Source organism: Pedobacter nototheniae, assembly GCF_004335085.1.
Taxonomy (GTDB): Bacteria; Bacteroidota; Bacteroidia; order Sphingobacteriales; family Sphingobacteriaceae; genus Pedobacter; species Pedobacter nototheniae.
On the sequence record NZ_RQRS01000016.1, the window covers coordinates 90,864 to 114,116 of the forward strand.

The 23,253-nt window shown below is 37.5% G+C and carries 10 protein-coding genes; 5 read left to right on the top strand and 5 right to left on the bottom strand.

The window, feature by feature from the left end; translation table 11 throughout:
• The first annotated feature begins 1,009 nt into the window (after window positions 1-1,009).
• The 4 genes from EHC72_RS14775 (at window position 1,010) to EHC72_RS14790 (ending at window position 12,715) form a co-directional block, all read left to right on the top strand.
• On the top strand, window positions 1,010-1,483 hold the full coding sequence (locus EHC72_RS14775; RefSeq protein WP_131538489.1) for a hypothetical protein: 474 nt from the start codon (window positions 1,010-1,012) through the stop codon (window positions 1,481-1,483).
• Between the two features lie 284 nt (window positions 1,484-1,767).
• Window positions 1,768-10,155, top strand: coding sequence for a PKD domain-containing protein (locus tag EHC72_RS14780; RefSeq protein WP_131538490.1), 8,388 nt, complete (start codon window positions 1,768-1,770; stop codon window positions 10,153-10,155).
• Between the two features lie 128 nt (window positions 10,156-10,283).
• Window positions 10,284-11,303: a PorP/SprF family type IX secretion system membrane protein gene (locus EHC72_RS14785; RefSeq protein ID WP_131538491.1), complete on the top strand. Its 1,020-nt coding sequence runs from the start codon at window positions 10,284-10,286 to the stop codon at window positions 11,301-11,303.
• 122 nt (window positions 11,304-11,425) lie between these two features.
• Window positions 11,426-12,715, top strand: a complete 1,290-nt coding sequence (locus EHC72_RS14790) for an MFS transporter (RefSeq protein WP_131538492.1) — start codon at window positions 11,426-11,428, stop codon at window positions 12,713-12,715.
• A gap of 15 nt (window positions 12,716-12,730) precedes the next feature.
• Here the strand turns inward: EHC72_RS14790 and EHC72_RS23210 are convergent, their stop codons facing one another.
• The 5 genes from EHC72_RS23210 to EHC72_RS14815 all read right to left on the bottom strand — a co-directional run bounded on the left by EHC72_RS23210 (window position 12,731) and on the right by EHC72_RS14815 (window position 22,503).
• Entirely contained in the window at window positions 12,731-12,949 is a 219-nt protein-coding gene (locus EHC72_RS23210; RefSeq protein WP_131538493.1) for a PLDc N-terminal domain-containing protein, read from the bottom strand.
• A 28-nt stretch (window positions 12,950-12,977) separates the two neighbouring features.
• Window positions 12,978-14,732 (bottom strand): ABC transporter ATP-binding protein, encoded by a 1,755-nt coding sequence (locus EHC72_RS14800; RefSeq protein ID WP_131538494.1) that lies wholly within the window; start codon window positions 14,730-14,732, stop codon window positions 12,978-12,980.
• Between the two features lie 106 nt (window positions 14,733-14,838).
• On the bottom strand, window positions 14,839-17,988 hold the full coding sequence (locus tag EHC72_RS14805; protein ID WP_131538495.1) for a TonB-dependent receptor: 3,150 nt from the start codon (window positions 17,986-17,988) through the stop codon (window positions 14,839-14,841).
• Between the two features lie 191 nt (window positions 17,989-18,179).
• Window positions 18,180-19,493: an amidohydrolase family protein gene (locus EHC72_RS14810; RefSeq protein ID WP_131538496.1), complete on the bottom strand. Its 1,314-nt coding sequence runs from the start codon at window positions 19,491-19,493 to the stop codon at window positions 18,180-18,182.
• Window positions 19,483-22,503, bottom strand: a complete 3,021-nt coding sequence (locus EHC72_RS14815; protein WP_131538497.1) for an amidohydrolase family protein — start codon at window positions 22,501-22,503, stop codon at window positions 19,483-19,485. The genes EHC72_RS14810 and EHC72_RS14815 overlap by 11 nt, the downstream gene beginning before the upstream one ends.
• 110 nt (window positions 22,504-22,613) lie before the next feature.
• Here EHC72_RS14815 and EHC72_RS14820 point away from each other — a divergent pair, with 110 nt between their 5' ends.
• The gene (locus EHC72_RS14820) at window positions 22,614-23,060 is read left to right on the top strand and encodes a cytochrome B (RefSeq protein WP_131538498.1); all 447 of its coding nucleotides are present in this window, start codon (window positions 22,614-22,616) and stop codon (window positions 23,058-23,060) included.
• Window positions 23,061-23,253: the final 193 nt, after the last annotated feature.

Consider the following 23,253-nt stretch of genomic DNA (forward strand, 5'->3'; position numbering starts at 1 on the left):
ACGCCCAGGCATAGCAGCATTTCGCAGAATAGCTCATTATAATTCTTACACTTACTTTCATTATCCGAATAATCAAAGGAATATGCAGCGAGGGTTGGGATTGTGTTGGGCTAAGCCTCATATTACTGTAGTCAGAATTATAATGTTGCTATTCAAGAAAGGATGCCAGCCTTGACTTTTGGGTACCTTTTTGTTAAGAAAAAGGTACGACGCCCGTCTGGCAAGACAAATCTATTTCCGCTGCCGCGGGGGCTTCTCTTCTTTGGTCAACCAAAGAAGCAAAGTTGTCGGCTCGCAATTTTTCTGTTTAAGGCAGTGGGTGGGCTTTGCTTGTGCCTCCCGAATAATTGACCATGCCGATTAAGAGCTTTATGGAAGAAACAGTGGTTTGGACTTGTTGGGAGGATAAGCGTATTGCTAAGCAAAAGTTCCTATGAAATATTTCAACAGCTCTGATTTTAAGAGTTCTCCCTAGCTATAATGTGTAATTAAACTTGTCATTTGTCATTTAAATGCAATATACCATAGTTGTGAGAGGTAATTAGTTTAAAAGTGTAGAATAAAAAGAAATATAAATGTCATATTTATAATATAAACATAGGTTATTTATTATACATAAATTATCTCAACCTATTTGCTAAGAGTAACCTCATCTTATACCACCCATCCCAAAACAAAATAGTGCCTCTTAAACAGGGAACATTCCCTCTTAGATAGGGAACAATGCCTCTTAAACAGGGGACAATGCCTTTTTGATAGGAAACATTCCCTCTTAGATAGGGAACAATGCCTCTTAAACAGGGGACAATGCCTTTTTGATAGGAAACATTCCCTCTTAGATAGGGAACAATGCCTCTTAAACAGGGGACAATGCCTCTTTGAGAGGGAACATTCCCTCTTAGATAGGAAACATTCCCTCTTTGATAGGGAAAAATGCCTCTTAAAATAGAACAATACATTTTGCTTATATAAAATTTAAAAACCAACATATAAAAAACCACTAACAACTATGGCCGAAAACAAAATTTCAATCGAAATTCCTGATGAAGAGTACCAATCAGTTTTACAACATGTAGAGCAGCTACAATCTATTTTAAAACCCTATCTTATATCCTTAACTGTTGAGCAACGCAGAACATTACCCAAACTAGGCGATAAAACATTGGCCTTTGTTAATAAAGCGGTAGAGTACGCCAATAACGATGCAAAGCTAGTACCTAGCTACATGGATTTGGGCGAATGGAAGAAAGATGTACAGGCATACGATCAATTAACCAATTTATACGCTGCGGTTAATAAATTATTGAGCACTGTTGATGATACCACTATGTTATGTGGAAGCGAGGCCTACACCGGCGCATTAAGTGTTTATGATAATGCTAAGCAAGCTGCCAAAGCTAACCAACCCAATGCCAAGCCTGTTGTCGCCGATTTAGCCGAACGATTTCCCGGCAGGATAAACAAACAAGAAATTAAACCTTAATAATAAATAAACCAGCTCCATTTTGGAGTTGACTAAACAGTATAAACTTTTGCCAAACTCAGTGATAGGAACTACTTCCTTTTACTGAGTTTTTTGAGACACTAGTTTTCCAATGAAAATTACTTACATCACATTGCCATTAGTCGCTGATGCATTTAAGCCCGAAAGCACCCTGCTCAAACTTACATGCAAAAGTTTGAGCAGGGTTATTTGATGATATTTATTAGTACTTGTCATTTGTAGTCGTTTGTTTACGGTAACCCTGAATTTTTAATTAAGAAAATATGATTACTTTTGACCAAGCCTCTCAATCAATGAATAAACGCTTCATTCTATTTTTTTTTCTGTGTCTTTTTTTTAATCATTTTGGCAATGCAAATCCTGTAAACCGTTACGCCTTAGCAGTAAATTATCATGATACATTTGATCTTACAACTGATGGCCCAACAAGCTTTTGTGTAGGTGCTTCGGTTAACTTAAGTACTACAGAAAGTGGTCCTTACGAATGGTTTAAGGATGGCATCTCAATTAGCGGAAAAACAAATAATAAATTAAATGTAGTTGCCACTGGAACTTATACCGTAAAAGCAAATGGTAACGAAAGTAATCCAGTTACGATTACTGTAAATCCGCTTCCCACAGTTTCATTTACATCAAATGCTACAGGAAATAATTGTAGCGATGAAGAGATTTCTTTTACAAGTATTGCGCCTGATGCAGTTAGCTACGAATGGGATTTTGGCGATCCTAGCTCAGGCTTAAATGCAAATAAATCTACAGATGCAAATCCAAAGCATGTTTTTGTTGGAACCCCCGGAAATGGACTTCAGACTTTTATAGTTAAACTTACTGTAAGGAATACAAATGGTTGCGTAAACGCATTTGATTTAAATGTTACAACGAAGCAGCTACCTGATGCTAATTTAGGGGGTTCTGGTAAAACAATTTACGAAGGATTACCATATTTTAAAGTTTGTTCAAACAATAACTCATCTTTTAATTTTACAAATTTATCTACAACAAATAATGCTTCATATAAAATTGAATGGGGCGATGGTTCTCCTGATTATGTTTCTAATACATTTACATCCATCACCCATATCTATCAAATAGGGATCAATACATTAACTTACACGGTAACGGGTTTAAATGGATGCATAAATTCAATTAAGTATTTTGTATTTGTAGGAACTAATCCTGGGGTAGGTATAAGTAATCCTGGTAATACCTCTATTTGTACACAAGAAGAAGTAACTTTTCCGATTACAGCAACTGATTCTAATCCAATTGGCACAAAATATACAGTAACTTTTAGTGATGGGTCAACACCTGTTATTCTCTATCATCCTTTAATAGATAAATTTGTCAAACATACATTTTTGAAAAGCTCTTGTGGAGAGCTTAACAATTCATTCACGGCATCTATAACAGCTTCTAATCCTTGCGGAACTACCCCAGGATCAACAGGAGGTATTTATGTTTCTGATAAACCCAAGGCTTCATTTAATGTTTCTCCAAATAAAACAACTTGTGAAAATACAATTCTAACTTTTACTAATACAAGTATTGGGAATATAGCAATGCCGTCTGGTTGTACAAGTGGTAATTTAGTATGGTCAATTCAAGCGATAGGTTCTACACCAGCAAATGGTTTTAGTATTTCAACAGGAGTTTTGGGAAATGATTTTAATCTAATTGATGATCCATCAAGTTGGTTGAATGGATCGCAAACTTTAAGGATCAATTTTCAAGCTTCTGGGCAATACAAAGTATCCTTAAAAATTGGCACAAATAGCCCAACAGGAGCGGCTTGTGGTCCTGATATATTTTCAGAAATAATTTGCGTTAATCCAAAACCTGTCGCCAAATTTATCGTTGATCAAACTGAAGGTTGCGGTCCTGTAAATGTTCAAACAACTAACAATTCAAATCAACCTGTTTGCGGTAATAATATTTACCAGTGGGCTGTTACATATGCTAATTTGACTGGTTGTACAAATGGTACTTCAAACTATAGTATTGTAAGTGGATCATTAACAAGTGCAACTCCATCATTTCAATTTATTAACCCTGGGGTTTATACATTAAGTTTAGTAACAAGCAATTCGGATAATGGTTGTGTATCTGCTAAGGTTTCTAAAACTATAACTATAAGAACATTGCCAGCAGCTACAATTGTTGCGCCTGTATCTGTTTGTGCAGGAAAAGCTTTTAATGTTTCTTCAACGCTTACTAATTGTGGCTCTGAAAATGCCCCCACTTACCTTTGGAAATTTCCTGGTTCAACCACTGCAAGTTCAACAATAGCTAACCCCACTAACGTCATTTATCCTATACCTGGGCCATATACCATAACTTTAGAAGTAACAAATGAGTGTGGAACAACAACAGTTACTAAAGCAATCAATGTTACAGAAAGCCCTGCAATAGATAATATTTCTAATCTTATAAAATGTACAGGAGAAGCAACGGGAATAATTAATTTTAGTACCACCCCTGCAAATAGTTCAGTAACATACGCGTGGACGAATAACAATATAGCAATTGGTTTAGCTGGTAGCGGAAACGGCTCAAGCATTCCATCTTTTAATGTATTAAATACCACTTTAACTGTAATTACGGCAACCATTACAGTTACGCCAACACTTAATGGATGTGTTGGTGTTCCAAAAACGTTTACCATTACTGTTAATCCATCAGCCCCACCCGCCAATGCAAATACAGATCAAAACCTATGTAATGTTACTTCTGCAACATTAGCAGGAAATAATCCTGGAAGTTCTTTTGCGGGAAAATGGACACAGGTTAGCGCACAAACTGGGGTAACTTTTGATAACGATACTAAATACAATGCGATCGTTTCTGGGCTTCAGGCAGGCGAGGTTTATGAATTTAAATGGACTATCAATGGCATTTCTCCTTGTTTGGGAACATCAGACAATGTTTTAGTCACCGTTTCTCCCCTTAGTGTTGGCGGAACCACCGCAGGAACTCAAAGTTTTTGTGGCACCGCTGCGCCAGGTGATATTACTTTGAGTGGACAAGTTGGAGCAGTATTAAAATGGCAGTCATCTTTAAATGGAACCACTTGGACGGATATAGCAGCAAGCGCTGGGTTAAGTACTTTTCATTATCCTGCAATTACCGCAACTACAAGTTATAGGGCTGTGGTAAAAAGTGGAACCTGTGGTGATGCAAACTCAACTCCTACCATTATTATAATAAAACCGCAACCAGCAAAACCTACAGAAACTACTAGCTACATATATTGCGTTGGCGAAACAGCTTCTGTATTGCTTGCTACAGGTACTGATTTAAAATGGTATACTTCATTGCCACTATCAGTATCATCACCTACTGCGCCTACACCTTCAACGTTAATAAGTGGTACAACAACATATTATGTAACCCAAACAGTTGATGGTTGCGAAAGTCCTTACGAAACGATTATCGTTAAGGTAAATCCTTTAATAGCCAATAATGTAATCTCGGCAGATCAAAACATTTGTAAAAATAGTACACCTTCACTGTTACAAGGCGCAACATTAAGTGGTGGCGGTGGGTCAGGAACGTATAGTTATGAATGGCAAACATCAGCAGATGGAACAAATTGGAATGCTACTGCTGTTGCGAGCACACCTACATACCAACCGGGTACTTTAACAACCGATATTTATTATAGGCGGATTGTAAAAAGTGGTTCATGCAGTTCGATTTCCAACACCGTTAAAATCTCTGTTCAGGATGCATTAACTGACTATAATATTACGGCAGATCAAACGATTTGCAGTGGCTCGCAGCCTAATAAATTAATTGGTCAGGTTCCAGTTGGAGCACCCACTTACACCTGGGAAAAATCAACTAGTTCAGCTTCGACTGGTTTCACCATTATTGCTGGAGAAACCAATCCGGATTACCAACCTCCAAGCTTGACACAAACCACCTATTACAGGCGAAATGTATTTAGCGGACCATGCTCAATGCCCTCATCAGTGGTTACGATAACCGTAAATCCGATTCCGGTATTGGTAGCTGTTCAAAACATAATACAATGCAATAATACAGCGCAGGGCACAGTTACTTTTCAAAGTACAGTGCCAAGTCCAAATATTACATATACCTGGGTAAATGACAATATAAGCATAGGCTTAGCTGCATCAGGAACAGGGAATTTACCATCATTTACCACTCAAAATACTTCTAAAACTCCTATAGAAGCCAATATTACGGTAACGCCGACTTATACGGCAGGGGGCAAAACATGCGTGGGTACAGCCATTAATTTTAAAATTACGGTATTACCAACTATAAATATAAATCCGATAGTGGATATAACTACCTGTACCGGAAGCATGGTAAATGCAATTACTTTAACAAATGATGCTGATGCTTTTGTTGGTAGTACTATTTCCTATAGCTGGACAGCATTACCTGCTATAGGTTTAAGTGCTGGAAGCGGCACACAGATACCCGCATTTACGGCTGTAAACAATAGTGCCACTCCAATAACCGCAACAGTTACCGTAACACCGCAATATATATACAACGGAAAAAACTGCACCGGCACACCACTTACCTATAAAATTACTATAAACCCAGCGCCTAACGTTACGTTTTCAGGTGCCGACCAAATTATTTGTAATAATACTGCAAGCGCAGATATTAGTTTAAGCAGCACAACAGCAGGCGTAAATTTTGCGTGGATAGCGCAACCCGTAGCAGGGATAACAGGTATTATTCTTTCAGGAACAGATAAGATTCCTGCTCAAACGTTGATAAATTCTACAAATGTACCGCTTACCGTAACCTACACGGCTGTTGCTACAACACCCGGAACAGCACAATGCCCAGGTTCTAATTTTGTATATAAGATAACCGTAAATCCTACGCCTATTGTTACGCCAACAGATTTAAGTAAAACAATTTGTTCGGCTACAAAGCCAAACATCGGTTTCTCATCCAACGTTACCGGAACAGTTTTTAGCTGGACTGTAAGTCTAAATGCGAATGTCTCTGGGGCAACAAATGGTTCTGGAACACTTATCGATCAAAGCTTAACTAACACCTCAGCTGTTGCGCAAACCATTACTTATACCGTTACACCTAAATTTACAAATGGATCAAGTATTTGTACAGGAAGTGGAGTTCAGATTATTGTTACAGTTAATCCTTCACCAAAAATTCAGTTTTCAAGTGCAGATGCCACAATTTGTTCTGGAGCTAATGTTGCTCAGGTTAACCTATCATCAACAACTATAGGTGCAAATATTAATTGGACAGCTATGGTTCCGGCAGGTATTAGCGGAGTTTCTATGCTAAACGGTACAACTATCATTCCTGCTCAAACCTTAATTAATAGCAGCAATACACCGCTAACTATTGTATACAGTGCCACTGCTAGCACTAATGATGCAAATGCTTGTGCAGGAAGTGTATTCTTATACAAAATTACGGTTAACCCTGTTGCCAAAATTACAAATACACCTTTAATACAAGAAGTTTGTTCGGGCAGCAGTTCTTCTCCAGTTATATTAACTACTAACGTTGCCGCCACAACCTACAAATGGACGGCTTCTACTACTTCAACAGATCTTAGCGGATTTGCGACCACAGGTACAGGAAATATTCCAGCTCAAACCATTATAAATTCTGGCAATGCAAAAGGCGTTGTTAAATATGTTATTATACCTGAAGCAAATGGATGCGAAGGTATTGTGAGTACTTACGAAATTAATGTAAATCCCAAACCTATATTTACTGGCAATGCCAATCCGCAGGCCATTTGCAGCAACACCCTGTTTACCTATACTCCTTCCAGTTCCACATTGGGTGTAACATTTAGCTGGGCAAGGGCTGCGGTTACCGGAATTAGTAATCCTGCTGCAAGTGGGGCGGGAATAGATGCTGCGGGGCGCATTGCTGAAACATTAATTAATACCACCGTTAACCCAATTGATGTAACTTACGTTTACCAGTTAAGTATTGGGGGTTGTACCAGCGGTACAAATTATAATGTAGTAGTAAGGGTTAATCCTTCGCCAACGGCTCTATTTGGCCCTTTTAATCAAAACGGATGTGCACCTTTTGTGGTTAATATTAAAAACCTCAACTCAAAAACCTTTGCCAACACTTATACTGTAGATTATGGTGATGGATCTCCAGTAGAAGTGTATACCGATGAGCGAGACATCAATCATACGTACGACAATGAGTCGGCTTTGCCTAAAAACTTTACACTTAAAATAAAAACCAAAAACGATTGCGGTGAGGTGGCATCAATAGATTATATTATTGTGGTACAACCTCAAAGTGTTTTTTCCAAGTTGGTTTTACAAGGGAACCAACGTTATGGTTGTGCGCCTTTCACTATTGATTTTACAAACCTTAATCAATCAACAGGGGCAAATTTATATACTTGGGATTTTGGCGATGGCTCACCAATACAGCAAACACATGCTTTAAATGAGCCGCTAACCCATGCCTTTTTAATTGCTGGGGATTATACCATAAAGCTAACGGCAAGCAACGGATGTTCTACCGTAATTAGCACACAAACTATTACCATTTACCCTTCAATAACTGCTGGTTTTACGGTAGATAAATTACAGTATTGCGTTAGTGCGGATGTGCAGTTTACAAATACATCTGATCAGCAATTTACTGCCCTATGGGATTTTGGTGATGGAACAAGTAGTAGCGATATTAATCCTACACATACTTACACAACTGCAGGAAATAAAACTGTTGTTCTTAAGGTAACCAAAACTTATCCTGATGGTAGCACCTGTACAGGTACTATAACTAAAGTGGTGCAAATTATTCCTGCACCTGTTGCTTCTTTCAATTCCAATGCTGGAAACTTAAACTGCGGACCTTTTAAATTAACTGTAACCAGCACACCGGCAAATGCTGCAAATGTAGAATGGGATTTTGGCGATCCGGGGGGCACCGATAACATCATTACTGGATATACGGCAAGTCATACATATAATACCCCAGGAACTTACATAGTTACTGCAAAAGCCTATAGCTTGCAAAGTTGCGTGGCAATTGCTACACAAATTGTAAAAGTAACAGAAACACCAAAGGCAGAATTTACCTATCCAGCTAATTTGATTTGTGGGCCAACAGCTACTATTTTATTCCAAAATGCAACAAGTTATAGTGGTACTGATGCAGTTACCTATAAATGGTATGTAAATGATGTATTCACTTCATCATCAAAAGATTTTACCCATGTTTTTAATACGCCTGCATCTGTATTGCTTCCTTATGTTTATAAAATTAAACTCGAAGCTACAAACGTTGTAGGTTGTACAACATTTGTAGAGCACAGTGTACAATTTAATCCTTTGCCCCAAGCTGCCTTTACTTTTAACACTGTAAAAGGTTGTACACCGTTTGCACCTCAAATTATAAATACTTCACTCTTTGCCGATCAATTTGAATGGTATTTAGATGGTGTTTTAGTATCACGAGATCGAGTCCCATCAAACATAGTGCTGAATGATCCTGATAGAAGTTACGACATTAAATTGGTTGCGAATAACCAATGGGGTTGTACAACAAGTACAGTAACCAAGCAGATAAGTACTTACCCTAATCCAAATGCTTTGTTTGAAGTTGTTCAAGATGTAAGTTGCAATGGTATTTTGGAATTAAAGGTAAATAACAAATCAATAGGGGCGAGTACTTATACTTGGGATTATGGCGATGGAACTCCACCTTACACCGGCAATAATCCGGCGCATACCTATGGCAGAGCTGGTTTGTACGAGCTTAAACTAACAGCATCGAACGGTTTTTGTGCAAGCGCATATACCCATAACATTAAAGTTGCCGATGCACCTAAAGCCGCGTTTTTATCTAGTGCAACCAGTGGTTGCAACCAGTTAACGGTGAGTTTCCAAAACCTTTCCATCAATTCATCAGCTTACCTATGGGATTTTGGCGATGGAACTTTCTCTGCGGAGAAAAATCCTGTACATACTTATACCTTTGCCGGTTCGCCATTTACAGTAAGGCTGGTAGCTAAAGGTGATTTTGATTGTAGCGATGAAGCTGTAATGCTTAACTATGTTCAGGTATTTGCTCCGCCTTTGGCCCAAATTGTAGTGTCTCCATCTAAGACCATTAAGGTGCCGGAATATGGTTTTAACTTTTCGACTAAAACAGATGCCGATATAGTTACTTATAAATGGGAATTTGGCGATGGCAAAACCAGTGATAAAGCAAGTGTAGAGCATACTTATGCCGATGTGGGTACCTATAATATTAAGCTTACTATTACCAATAAAGCGGGGTGTAGCAATGTCTTTACCGACCAAGTTGATATTATTGGCGTGCCTGGTTATTTATATCTGCCAAATGCTTTTGAGCCAGCTAATGCTAAACCAGATTTAAAGGTTTTTAAAATTACAGCAAGTGGTATTTCTACTTACACTTTAAAAATATTTAATAAGTGGGGCCAGCTAATTTGGGAAACTGATAAGGTTGATGCTGATGGAGTGCCCATCGAATTTTGGGATGGTACAATGAATGGCCAACCTGCGCCACAAGGTGCTTATTATTGGAGTGCTGATGCGAAATTTATTAATGGTACGCAATGGAAAGGAATGAAATACGAAGGAAAAACTGCCAGTAAAACCGGAGTTGTACACCTAATTAGGTAATGAACTGATAGTATCCGTCTTGATTTATTTAAAGTTTATTAAGAATGGGAAACATTGGATTAATTAAACCTGTAAAAATTAAAAAAATAACAAGTAGAAGGCTTCAGCTTAAACTTAAATACATAAAAATGAAAAGAGTACTATTAATGATCTTGATTATTGCATTTGCAAAAACTGTTGATGCGCAGGATTTGATATATTCTCAGTTTTTTAACGCCCCGGGTTATTTAAACCCAGCACTCAACGGACAATTTGAAGGCGATTTACGTGTAAATCTTATTTATCGCAGTCAATGGACTAAAGTACAAGGCGCACTAAATAATTACTCTTTCTCTATAGATTATCAGGTGCCTAATTTTGGTGGTGGTTTTGGTTTAATCATGAATAGATCGACCGAAGGAACGGCTTATCTTTCAAAAACTAATTATGCCGGAGTATATTCTTATAGTATTGAGTTTGATGAAAATACTTTATCCTTCGGAGTACAGGCAGGAGTTACTAATCGAAGAATTGATTACGATAAACTTTTATTTCCCGATCAAATTAATAGCGGAGGAATAATTCCAGGCGGTGTAACATCAGCCTCGCCGCCAATTTATAATAACAAGTATTTCTTTGATTCGGGTGCTGGTATAAACCTTGTGAGTGGTAATTTTATGGGTGGTTTTTCTGCTCAACATCTTAATAAACCTGATGAATCTTTTACAGGGAGTACTTCTAAATTACCTATACGCTATGGCGGACATTTAAGCTATATGATTAAAGCAAGAGGTTATGACAGAAATGACGATTCAGCTTTTATTCCCTCAATTGTAATCTACAATCAAGCAAAAATAAATTCTTTTAGCGCAGGTATGCAGTATAAAAATAGAAGTGTAAATATTGGGTTATGGTATCGTGGAGATGGAAAACAACAGGATGCAATGGTACTTTCCTTAATTTTTGATCTTTTTAAAAGGTCAGATAGGAATAGCCGGATGCGTTTTGGAATTAGCCACGATGCTACAACTTCTAAATTAAATTATACCAATACAGCAGGCACAACGGAAGGCGCTTTTATGTTTGAAACAGACTTTCCAGGAAGAGGTAGTAACAGCAATAATAACAGAGGTTCTAGTTATGCCAACAAATGTTATAAGTTTTATTAATGGGATTTGTCAAATTATCTGAAATTTCTTAATATCATTTACACGTAACGATTTACCAACGCATAAATTTGATTGAAGGATTTAATTTTCAAAGCGTAGTTTTGTAATTCAAATTCTTTCAAGTGGCAGATTCAGAACCCAACCCCATTGTTACTAAGCCCGATCCTTATGCGGCTTTACGCTTTCCCGAATTTAGGTCTTTTTTAGGGATGCGTTTTTTCTTTACGCTGGCCTATCAAATGCAAGCTGTTGTTATTGGTTATCACATCTATGATTTAACGCATGACGCCCTTAAACTCGGTTTGGTTGGTTTGTGTGAAGCCATTCCAGCAATAGGTATAGCACTTTACGGTGGTTACATTGCCGATAAAAGTGAAAAGCGCAGTCTGCTGATTAAAATATTTTCTGGCGTATTATTGTGTTCAGTTTTAATGTTATTAATTACCAGTAAATACCTGCATTTAAAAGAGGATTTAATTGTTTGGATTATGTATGGGCTGGTATTTTGTATCGGCATTGCCCGAGGCTTTTTCGGTCCTGCTACATTCTCTTTAATGGCTAAAATTGTACCTAAAGAGCTATATCCAAACTCAACCACATGGAATAGTAGCAGTTGGCAGCTCGCAACTATTATAGGGCCACTAATTGGTGGCTTGGTAAACTGGTTATGGGGTATTACAGCCGCATACATTGTAATTGTTGTACTAATTTCTATTTCGCTGAGCTGCATTTTTACCTTTAAAAAGCACCCAGCTACCTTCGTGCCTACGCAAAACATATTTAATAGTTTAAGTGAAGGGATTCGCTTCGTGTTTAAAACTAAAATGATGGTTTGGGCTATGAGCCTTGATTTATTCTCTGTGTTTTTTGGTGGCGCTGTAGCTTTACTGCCAATGTTTGCTAAAGATGTTTTTCATATGGGATCGATGGGTTTAGGGATTATGAGAGGTGCTGCATCGTCTGGTGCTGTAATTACAATGTTGGCTATGACTCGCTTTTCGCCAATGAATAAACCTTGGAGAAATTTATTAATTGCAGTAACAGGCTTTGGCTTAAGTATTATATGTTACGGGCTATCTAAAAACTTTTATTTAACGTTATTTTTCTTATTTCTCGAGGGATCTTTTGATAGTGTAAGCGTAATTATCCGTTCAACCATTATGCAGTTGCTCACGCCCGATGAAATGCGAGGTAGGGTATCGGCTGTAAACAGTATGTTTATTGGTTCTTCTAACGAGATTGGCGAATTTGAATCTGGCTTAACAGCAAAGCTGATGCACCTTGTACCAGCTGTAGTTTTTGGTGGAAGTATGACGATTGCCATTGCCGGGATAACCTGGTTAAAAACAAAATCTTTAACAAAGCTAAGTTTGCAGGATATTAATGATCAAACCTCGGCGGTAAAGGCCTAAGGTTTGATCTGAAAATTAAAATTGTTTGTTTTTGCCCCACATTAAATAAATGATAGACCCTAAAAACGGAGCCAGCATAATAATGATAAACCACAGTACCTTAACGCCAAAGCTCATAGAGCTGTTTCTGGAGATGTGATATAAAGCAATTAGGATTAATATAAGCCATAAAATGGCTGGTATAATGATAAATAGAGCTACCTGATTACTATTGATGTTGCTTTGTAATAACATATTAAATTAATTTAGGCTACGGTTATTCCTAAGCTTCAACAATTCTTTCGCCAATTTGTTGGCGCCACATGGCTTGATATAAACCATTTTGTGCAATTAATTCTTCGTGTTTACCTTGCTCAATAATATGTCCTTTTTCTAAAACGTAAATTCTATCGGCATGTTTAATAGTCGATAATCTATGCGCAATTAAAATGGTAATGTGATCAGTTAAATCAGAAACTGATCTGATGGTTTTGGTAATTTCCTCTTCAGTAATCGAATCTAAAGAAGAAGTAGCCTCATCAAATACTAAAATATCTGGCTGTCTCAACAAAGCACGGGCAATTGATAAACGTTGCTTTTCTCCACCAGAAACTTTTACACCACCTTCTCCAATTAACGAATCCAAACCTTTATCTGCACGGGCTAATAAAGTTTGACAAGCTGCCTGATTTAAAACTTTATAACATTCTTCATCAGTGGCATTGGGGTTTACAAAGAGTAAATTCTCTCTAATTGTACCCGAAAATAATTGCGTATCCTGAGTTACAAAACCAATTTTCTCACGTAAAGCATCTAAATCAATATCTGCACTTGATGCCCCGTTGTATAAAATTTGTCCTTCTTTAGGCTGATATAAACCAACCAAAAGTTTAACCAATGTGGTTTTACCTGATCCCGATGGCCCCACAAAAGCAATGGTTTGTCCGTTGTGGGTTTTAAAGGAAATTTGCTCCAAGGCATTTCTATTGGCTGTTTGATGTTTAAAGCTTACTTCATTAAAAGTTAAATCATTAATCTTTTTAATGGAAATTGGGTTATCGGGTTTTTTATCAATAGGTGTACTTAAAATCTTTTTGAAATTGCCCAATGATACTTCAGCCTCACGCCACGAAAGGATTACATTACCTAGTTCTTGTAGCGGTCCGAATAAGAAGAATGAATAAAATAGGAAAGAGAAATACTGACCTGCAGAGATGGTATCATCAAAAATTAATAAAAGCAAAACCACAATCATGGTACTTCTAACCAAATTTACAGTAGTACCTTGCACAAAACTCATGCTACGCACATACTTAACTTTTTTAAGCTCTAAGCCTAAAATTTTGTAGGTGGTTTTATTTAACCTTTCAATTTCCTGCTCGGCTAGCCCTAAACTTTTTACCAGCTCAATGTTTCTTAATGATTCTGTAGTTGAACCTGCAAGGGCTGTAGTTTCACCTACAATAGAGCGCTGAATGGTTTTAATTTTACGGCTCAAAAACCAGCTAACAAAACTGATAATTGGAATGGCAGCGAAATAAACTAAAGTTACTTTGTAGCTAATAGAAACGGAATATACGATTACGAAAACCATCCCGATTAAACTTACAAAAAGCACACTGATAAATGAGGTAATAAACTTTTCAGAATCCAACCGTACCTTTTGTAAAATACCCAGTGTTTCGCCACTGCGTTGATCTTCAAAAACCTGATAAGGTAATTTTAAAGAGTGCTGCAAACCATCGGCATACATTTTTGCACCAACCTTTTGTACAATAACGCTGGTAAAATAATCCTGAAAGTTTTTAGCAATTCTTGATACCATTGCAGCGCCAATTGCCAAACCAATAAAGCCCAAAGCGCCCCATATATAAGCACTTTTGCTGCTGAAAGATGATTTTTTGTTGATGTATAAATCTAAAATTCGCCCGGTAAAGTAAGGGTCCATTAAAGAAAAACCAATATTTATGCCTGCAAGAAGGAGCGCCAAGGCCACAATCCACTTGTGTTTCTTCAGGTAGTTTAATAATAAATTCATTGTTGTTTTGTTGTTTGAAATACAAACATAAAAAAAGGGAACGGATATAAATCCATTCCCTTTTTTTATGACTTTACGCTAAGATACTTAGCGCATATTATTTAGATTAAAAGCCGTAACGTAAACCAATTTGGAATTGGTAAGGATTGCCAGATGGATTTACAACGCCAGTATTATTAACGCTATAATTGTATGCTTTGGCTGTATTATCGAAACCGGTAACTGCATATAATGCCTGAGTACCTAAAGTTTCTGTTACGCCCCATTTTTTATTTAATAAGTTACCAAAGTTGAAAATATCTCCCGAAACTTCGATGTTATGAGATTTATAGATTTTAAATTTCTTTGAAACCCTTAAATCAACAACGCCGAAGAAACTATTTATACCACCGTTACGCTCGGCAATTTGACCAGAGTATTTGTTAATATAATCTTTTAAGCTTTGGCTTGCTGCCGGATTATCTAATAATGCTTGCAAGTTGGTACGAATGGCTTGTGGCACACTTGGATTATTTCTGTCAAAAACAAAAGCTAAATCATTTGTGGGAACAAAATCACCATTGATGTTTCCACCTGCAAGTAAGCTATAGCGTGTACCACCGATGCCCGAATAACGTACGCCAACAGTTACGCCATAAAAAGTTGGCAATGTTCCATAAATAACAACCTTGCTGCGGAACTGACCATCTGAATAAGACATTTTACTTAAATCTCTTGGGTCATCTTTTACTGGTAAAGAAAGCGTTGCCGTGTTGGCTACGTTACCATTGTAAGATGTGTTATCTTTAGTATCATTCCAGGTATAACTTGCCGAAATTTGCCCGTCTTTAAAGTAATTCCATGTGGCATCTAAAACAACCGCAAACTGGTTTACCTTACCTTTACTATTCATTTCTAACACACGGCCAAATTGGGTTGTTAAACGACCGGCCTTCCAATCTGCTGATCCGTTAGATGGGTCTACTGATGGAACATAAACACCACGATTTGCCTCATTTGCCAAAGTAAAATATGGATTTGCAACCATGTTTCTATCTACATACATATAGTTATTACGGCCCAAAGTAGCATAACCAGTAATACCCACTTTAAATTTATCGGTAATTAATTTGCTATAAGATAAGTTGGCTTTGTAAACCACAGGTACTTTCGCATCAGGTGCGTAGGTATTAATAGTTGGTAATTGTTGTGCAGGTAATGTAGGCGCAGAAGCTGTTCCATTTCTATAACCAATAAAATTAGGTACAGGTACATTTGTAACCACATCTACAGTTGCAAAGTGCTTACCATCAAATGTTAGGTTATTAATGGTCATGTAGTTGTTAATGTCTGAGCCAAATATTCCTGCTCCAAAACGAACAAAATCAGTTCTGTTTTCATTAACATCCCAGTTAAACTGGATTCTTGGTTGAATTAAAAACTGTTTTAGCTCATTATCAGTTCTTACACCAATTGCATCAAATAATTGTTGGTTAAGCGGCGATTTTGGATAAGAACTATAATCCATCCGCAAGCCCCCTATAAATTCTAAACCTTTGGCTAATTTAGTTTGCATTTGACCGTAAATTGCAGTATTCCAAATGCCTGCTTTTACCGTTGGATCTGCAACTAAAGGCACCTCACGGTAATATTTAGTTGGAGCAAGGTTATCAAAATTTTGTAAAGAGGTAATGGCTCCGGCATTTCTATATTCAAAACGACCGTTTACTTCACTACCATAAAGCGATTTTGCATGTGTGTACATTACATCAAAACCAAAAGTATATTTGATTTTATCTGTGTTGTAGTAGAAATTATCAACCAATTGAAGTACGTTATTGGTAAAACCTTCCTGTCCAAAACGGTGTCCACCTATCTGAACGTCTGTTTTTACATCAACACCTGTCGAAATTTTAGAAGGTACATTAAATACAATTGCTCTTGGAATAGGGCCACCAAGCTCGCTATTTTGTGTACTTGCCTGATAAGTATATAAATGTTGAACTTTTAACTCGTTAGTAATTTTACTGTTAATTGTTGTACGTAAAGTTGCCAATAAGCTGTTGTCAACATTTTTATCTGTACCATAACTTTCAAAAAAAGTAATGGCCGTATTGTCTGCCAAGCCTAAAGGGTTTCTGTCATTCGTGTAATTATCGCGAATGGTTAATAAATTTTTATCATTAATTTGCCAGTCTAAACGCGCAAATGCCGCGTCGGTTCCACGTTGTTTATCGAAGGTTCCGTATTGAGGAGTATTTGCCACGCCGTATTTTGTACGTGCTATGCCTAAAAATTGTTCTAATGTGTTGTTTGTGATTTTAAACGTAGCTTCATCTTTAGGACCTTTAACATCCGCAATAATTAATGGACGTGCATCTCTTTGATGATCCCATCCCACAAAATAGTGTAATTTATCTTTAATAATCGGACCGCCTAATGTGAAACCATATTGATAAGTAGAGAAATCGTTATCGCGTTTTACCCCTCTAATATCGTATGGCGATGATAACCAATCGGCCCTGCCATATACAAAAGCACTACCACTTATTGTGTTTGTACCCGATTTTGTTACAGCAGTTACTGTACCGCCACCGGCTCTGCCTAAAGTAACATCATATTGATTGGTTACCACTTTAAACTCTCTTACCGCCTCGATAGAAATTGAATATGGCGCACCACTACGGCTAGTTGTACTCCCTGCCGATGTTGGGTTTTTTGCATTCATTCCATCAATAGTATAGTTGGTAGATGATCCCAATTGCCCAGCAATACTTCCTCCGCGTGATAATGGAGATAAATCCATTAAGTTAGAGAAATTACGTCCGTTTACAGGAAGCTGATTCATGGTTTTAGCAGAAATTTCTGTTGAAGCGCCAAAATTCTGAACCTTATTTCTTAAACCAGATGCCACAACCTGTACTGCATCTAAGTTTTGCGAAGCTTCTTGCATGGCAATGTTTACCCTAACAACATCGCCAAGGTTTAGCATGTAGCCATTCCTGTTTTGTTCGCCAAAGCCTACATAAATGGCTTTAACAGTATAAGGCCCTCCTAGCGGAAGTTCTTTTAAAGTATACTCTCCTTGGGCATTGGTTGATGTTTTGGTGGTAAAACCCGTAGAATTATTTTTAATTTGAATGGAAACACCTGGAATCGGTTTCTTTTGTTCATCGGTAACAATACCAGATATAGAGGCTTGTGTTGTTTGTGCAAATGCCTGATTATTGACAATGCAAAACAGTAGCAATACTGCCGTAAGTAAATTTTTGATCATAATTAGTTCTGATTATTTCTTGGCGCAAAGATGTTTTCTTAGTGTTAATTGAAATTAGATTTTACATTAACATAAGGTTATTAGTTTGCTTCGAATGTTGTTTAAATGTGAATAGCTCAAAGAACTCCACAAAAAAAAGCGACCTGTAAATTTTACAGATCGCCTTAAAAAAGAACTAGTTTAATTATTTCCTACTTCTTGTCTGAAGCATATTTATCGCTAAATTTTTTATCCAGCTGTTTATGCAAATTATCAAGGTTAATATCTCTCCCCTGAATAAATGCTTGCTCAACTTTATTGGTTTTCATATCTAAAGCGTCTCCTGCAGAGATGAAGAAAGTTGCATCCTTTCCGTTTTCAATACTGCCAGTGGTTTTATCAATTCCCATTACTTTAGCGGCATTTAAGGTAATAGTAGAAAGTGCTTTTTCTTTATCCAAGCCCCATGTAGAAACCGTACCGGCCATAAATGGCAAGTTGCGTTGTTGCCAGTAACCATCTATACTAACCACAACATTAATCCCTGCATTGGCTAAAACTGCAGCATTTTTATAGGGCATATTTACATCGTCATCGTTGTTGTTGGGTAAGGCATGCGGTTGTTTAACCACTACACTAATGTTATTGTCTTTTAAGAAATCAATCAGCAGGTAAGCCTCATCAGCACCAGTAATTACGGGTGTAATGCCGAATTTTTTGGCAAAGTTTACAGCTGCTACAATATCTTTTTGGCTATCGGCAGAGATAAATAATTTCTCTGAACCTGTAAAAACACGTTTCATAGCTTCGAAACGGGTATTAATTACTTCGGGTTTCGCTATTTCACTATAAGCCTTGGCTTCTGCGAAAAAGGAAGTTAATTGGTTAATTATACTTTGCGTACGTTCAGCTAAAACTTCTGCAGAAACTTGAGGTCTACCAAAACCACCTCTAAAACGTGGCGTAACTGGCCAGCTCATGTGCATGGCATCATCAGTTTTAATAGCTGCATCTTCCCAGTTCCATGCATCAAGCTGCACAACAGATGAACTTCCTGATATTGTTCCGCCCTGCGGTGTTGGTTGAGCCATTAAAATACCATTGCTACGTAAAGTGGCTGGCACTTTTGAATCCGTATTATAAGCAACAATAGAACGAATGTGCGAATTATAATCACCTATTTCCTGGAAATCAAGAGTTGCCTTTACCGCTTCAATTTCTGTTAAACCAAGATTGGTTGTTGCAGCAATAAAACCCGGATAAATGTGTTTACCGCTGGCATTAATTCGCATTACATCATCCTGTGGTACTTGTCCGTTGGCGGTTACAGATATAATTTTACCATTTCCAAAAAGGATGGTTCCATTTTCTATTATCGTTCCATTACCTACATGCACGGTTGCACCTGTAATGGCGATGGTTTTGCTTTGTTTTTTTGCTGGAGAAATATTGGCTTGTGCAAAGCAGATCAGGCTCGATGCCGAAAGCACCAAACTGAATATATAAGGTTTAATATTAGTGTGCATGTTCTTGTTCGGTTAGTTCAGCTGAATAATTTTCTAAAGTTTCGCAATTGTATAAGCGTGGTGCATCGCCAACAGGGCGTTGTGTGCGACCGCCTTTACTTTTACTTTCTAACATTTTTTGAATCAGACGGGCTTTTTCAATTTGTTGCGTTTTAATTACCTGAGCATCTTTTTCAATATCCCAGTAAGCAATACCATCAACAAAAGTTTTCTCTGCTTTTGCATAAATAGATAAAGGATCGGCAGACCAAATAACCACATCAGCATCTTTACCCACTTTTAAACTACCCACTTTATTATCAATATGAAGCATTTTTGCCGGGTTAAGGGTTACAAATTTAAAAGCATCTTCTTCGGGCACACCACCATATAAAACAGCTTTACCAGCTTCCTGATTTAAACGACGAGCCATTTCAGCATCATCAGAATTAAATGCAGTGGTAATACCAACATTATGCATAATTTTTCCATTGTACGGAATGGCTTCTGCAACCTCATTTTTATATGCCCACCAATCAGAAAACGTAGAACCGGCAATGCCGTGAGCCTTCATTTTATCCGCTACTTTATAACCCTCTAAAATGTGTGTAAACGTATTTATTTTAAAACCCATACTATCTGCAGCATGAATTAACATGTTAATTTCACTTTGTACATAAGAGTGACAGGTAATAAAGCGCTTGTTGTTTAAAATTTCAACAATGGCATCCAATTCTAAATCACGGCGAACGGTATTTCCTTTTACCGCCATCGCTTTTTCATACTCTTTAGCTCGCGTAAACTCATCAATATAAGTTTGCTCAACACCCATTCTAGTCACGGGAAAACGTTGTCCGGTACCGAAATTACTTTGCTTAACATTTTCGCCCAGTGCAAATTTGATGAAACCATCTGCGCCTGCAAACTTTAATTCTTCTGGCGATTTACCCCAACGTAATTTAATTAATTGCGATTGGCCCCCAATTGGATTTGCAGAACCATGAAGAATGTGAGAAGTTGTTACACCGCCCGCCAACTGACGGTAAATGTTTACATCTTCGGAGTTGATGATATCTGCAATGCGCACTTCGGCAGATACCGATTGCGCACCCTCATTTATACCACCAGAACCAGCAATGTGAGAGTGCTCATCAATAATGCCCGGTGTAATGTGTTTTCCTGTAGCATCAATTATTTTAGCATTTCCTGCCGGAAGATTTTTACCAACCGCTTTAATCTTTCCATTTTCTAAAAGTACATCTGCATTTTGCAAAATCCCTTCTTTCTCGTTAGTCCAAACAGTACCGTTTTTAAGCAAAACAGTTTCTGCCTTCGGCAATTCGGCATTTCCAAAAGCACCAAAAGGATAAAGCAAAGTACCCATTGCTAAAGTGGCTTTAGGATCTTCACGCTTCGGGGTTTCTTTTGAAGCTTCTTTATAATTTGCAGTAAACTTTCCTGTAGTTCCATCAGCAAGGGCAGATTCGCCTTTAAAAGTTAATGGATTTGCAGCAGTCAGGTAACCGCTTAAACGTACATCACCTTTGGGGTTTTTCTTCAGGTTGAAATTAATGCTTACCCAATCACCATTACGATTAAAAGTAGCTGTGGTTTTAACACTATCAACTCCAGTTCTTTCAATGGCTGCAACCGAGCCACCACCTGTTCCGCTAATTTTTAAGGTTAGTGCACCAATGCCATCAACATTTAAATTGTATACGCCACGTACATCAGCAACATCAATTTTATTTACAATAAAGCGTTTGCCTTGTACCCAGTTTTCGAAAATAATGTTTCCGTTTTTAAATATATTATCAGATGAAATAAGGAAGTTAGCCACTTTACCTTTTTCCAGTGAACCCACTTTATCGCTGATGCCTAAAATGGAAGCCGGAATTTCGGTTATCGATTGCAATGCTTGTTTTTCTGTTAATCCATTTTCTATCGCAGTGCGAATATTTGCCCAAAAATCACGACTATTTTCCAAGCCAAAGGCGGTTAAAGCAAACTTAATTCCTGCCTTTTCCAGAGCAGCGGCATTAGCTGGTGCCATTTCCCAGGCCTTCATTTGCGCTAAAGTAATGTTTCTGGCTTCTGCAGGATCTTCCACATCGTAAGCTTTAGGAAAAGATAAAGGAATAATCAACGTAGCGCCCGTAGCTTTAACTTCATTAATTCTTTGGTATTCATCTCCGTTAGATTTAATAATGTATTGCTTGCCAAACTCCTTACCAATTTTATCAGCACGAAGAACATTTGCCCAGCCATCGGCTTCAAAAATCTGTGGCATGTTTTGTTGTTTGCCAAATTCCTCAAGCGAAATGTTGTATTCTTCTTTTTGCTTATTGTACCATTGCGCATCATAATAAGTTTGGCGCAATAAAGCTATAGATCCCATTAAAGAAGTTGGATAATCATTGGATGACGAACCTTTGTTGAAAGAATAATTGGCTGCGGTTTGATCTTTTAAAAACACATTGTTATCTGCACCATCGTTTAACGTTACTGCGGCAGAAATACCGCGTGCAATCCCGTCGCGGTTAATAACATTTACACTTCCGAAACCAACCTTACGTAATTCATCAGCCTTTTTACTATCGGCACTAAAAATATTTTTAACAGAAGTTTCGGGTCTTATTGCTTCATTCCAGTTGTAAGCACCTTTTTTAGTTGATGTAAAAATTGATTGGCGGTTGCCTCCAAAACCTCTGGCCTGCGTAGCCGTTTCTGGTAAGCCATAGCTAGAGAAAGCATCAATTAAAGATGGATAAATAAATTTTCCTTTTAAATCAATCACTACATAACCTTTTGGTATCGCAATACCAGCGCCAACCGCCTGTATGGTTTGGCCTTTAATTAAAAGTGTAGCATTTGTTAAGGTTTGGGTGGCATTTACCACAATAGTTGCATTAGTAAAGGCAAACATTCCGGGGCGGGTATCAAAAGATCCATTAACCGGGTAAGTGCCCTGCTGTGCAAAAAGCATTGTAGTAGAAAATACCAGCACAATGGCGAGTAAAATTTTCTTCATAATAAGTTTAGGGTTTTTTTGTTTAAAACTAATATAAATAAGCGTTGCCATTGCTTATTAACCTATTTTTTACAATTAATGTCTATTTTTGGATAATAGAAATTTTAGATATGAATGATATTTTAAAAAGTGCGCACTCTGGATGGCGCTATGTTGTTTTCCTTTTACTGATTATTGCAGTTGTAAAAGCTCTATCAGGATGGTTGGGCAATAAACCTTATACAGAAGGAGATAGAAAGCTAAATGTGTTTACCCTAATTAGTGCACACATTCAATTATTAATAGGCCTAGTACTTTATTTTAGTGAAGGTTGGTATAAATTAAGTAGTGCAGGAGCACCAGCAGTTCGCTATTTTAAAATGGAACACATCAGCATGATGATTGTTGCAATTATCTTAATTACCGTTGGAAATTCTAAATCGAAAAAGATTGCAGATGCAGTATCAAAACACCGTACAATTGCTATTTTCTTTGGTTTAGCTTTAATTATAATTGTTGTTTCAATTGTATTAATGACTAAAAGTGTTCCCGGCAGAACATTCTTTGGCGTATCATAAATTTTAAAAAATATTTCGCTTATTTAAAAATATTTATATTTTTGCTGCAGATGAATAGAAATACACATACATGGCTTTGGCAAAGTAATTCAAAAAAGGATTGCGCCGGCTGCGTATGCAAAATATAGTTTATCAACCTAAACCTTATTAAAAGAACCATTAAAGCCCGACGTAGAACCACACGTCGGGCTTT

Excerpts from the sequence above, each read along its gene's own strand:
- EHC72_RS14810 (WP_131538496.1), bottom strand. The coding sequence starts at position 19,493 with ATGCACACTAATATTAAACCTTATATATTCAGTTTGGTGCTTTCGGCA.
- EHC72_RS14800 (WP_131538494.1), bottom strand. The coding sequence starts at position 14,732 with ATGAATTTATTATTAAACTACCTGAAGAAACACAAGTGGATTGTGGCC.
- EHC72_RS23210 (WP_131538493.1), bottom strand. The coding sequence starts at position 12,949 with ATGTTATTACAAAGCAACATCAATAGTAATCAGGTAGCTCTATTTATC.
- EHC72_RS14780 (WP_131538490.1), top strand. The coding sequence starts at position 1,768 with ATGATTACTTTTGACCAAGCCTCTCAATCAATGAATAAACGCTTCATT.
- EHC72_RS14815 (WP_131538497.1), bottom strand. The coding sequence starts at position 22,503 with ATGAAGAAAATTTTACTCGCCATTGTGCTGGTATTTTCTACTACAATG.
- EHC72_RS14785 (WP_131538491.1), top strand. The coding sequence starts at position 10,284 with ATGAAAAGAGTACTATTAATGATCTTGATTATTGCATTTGCAAAAACT.
- EHC72_RS14820 (WP_131538498.1), top strand. The coding sequence starts at position 22,614 with ATGAATGATATTTTAAAAAGTGCGCACTCTGGATGGCGCTATGTTGTT.
- EHC72_RS14775 (WP_131538489.1), top strand. The coding sequence starts at position 1,010 with ATGGCCGAAAACAAAATTTCAATCGAAATTCCTGATGAAGAGTACCAA.
- EHC72_RS14805 (WP_131538495.1), bottom strand. The coding sequence starts at position 17,988 with ATGATCAAAAATTTACTTACGGCAGTATTGCTACTGTTTTGCATTGTC.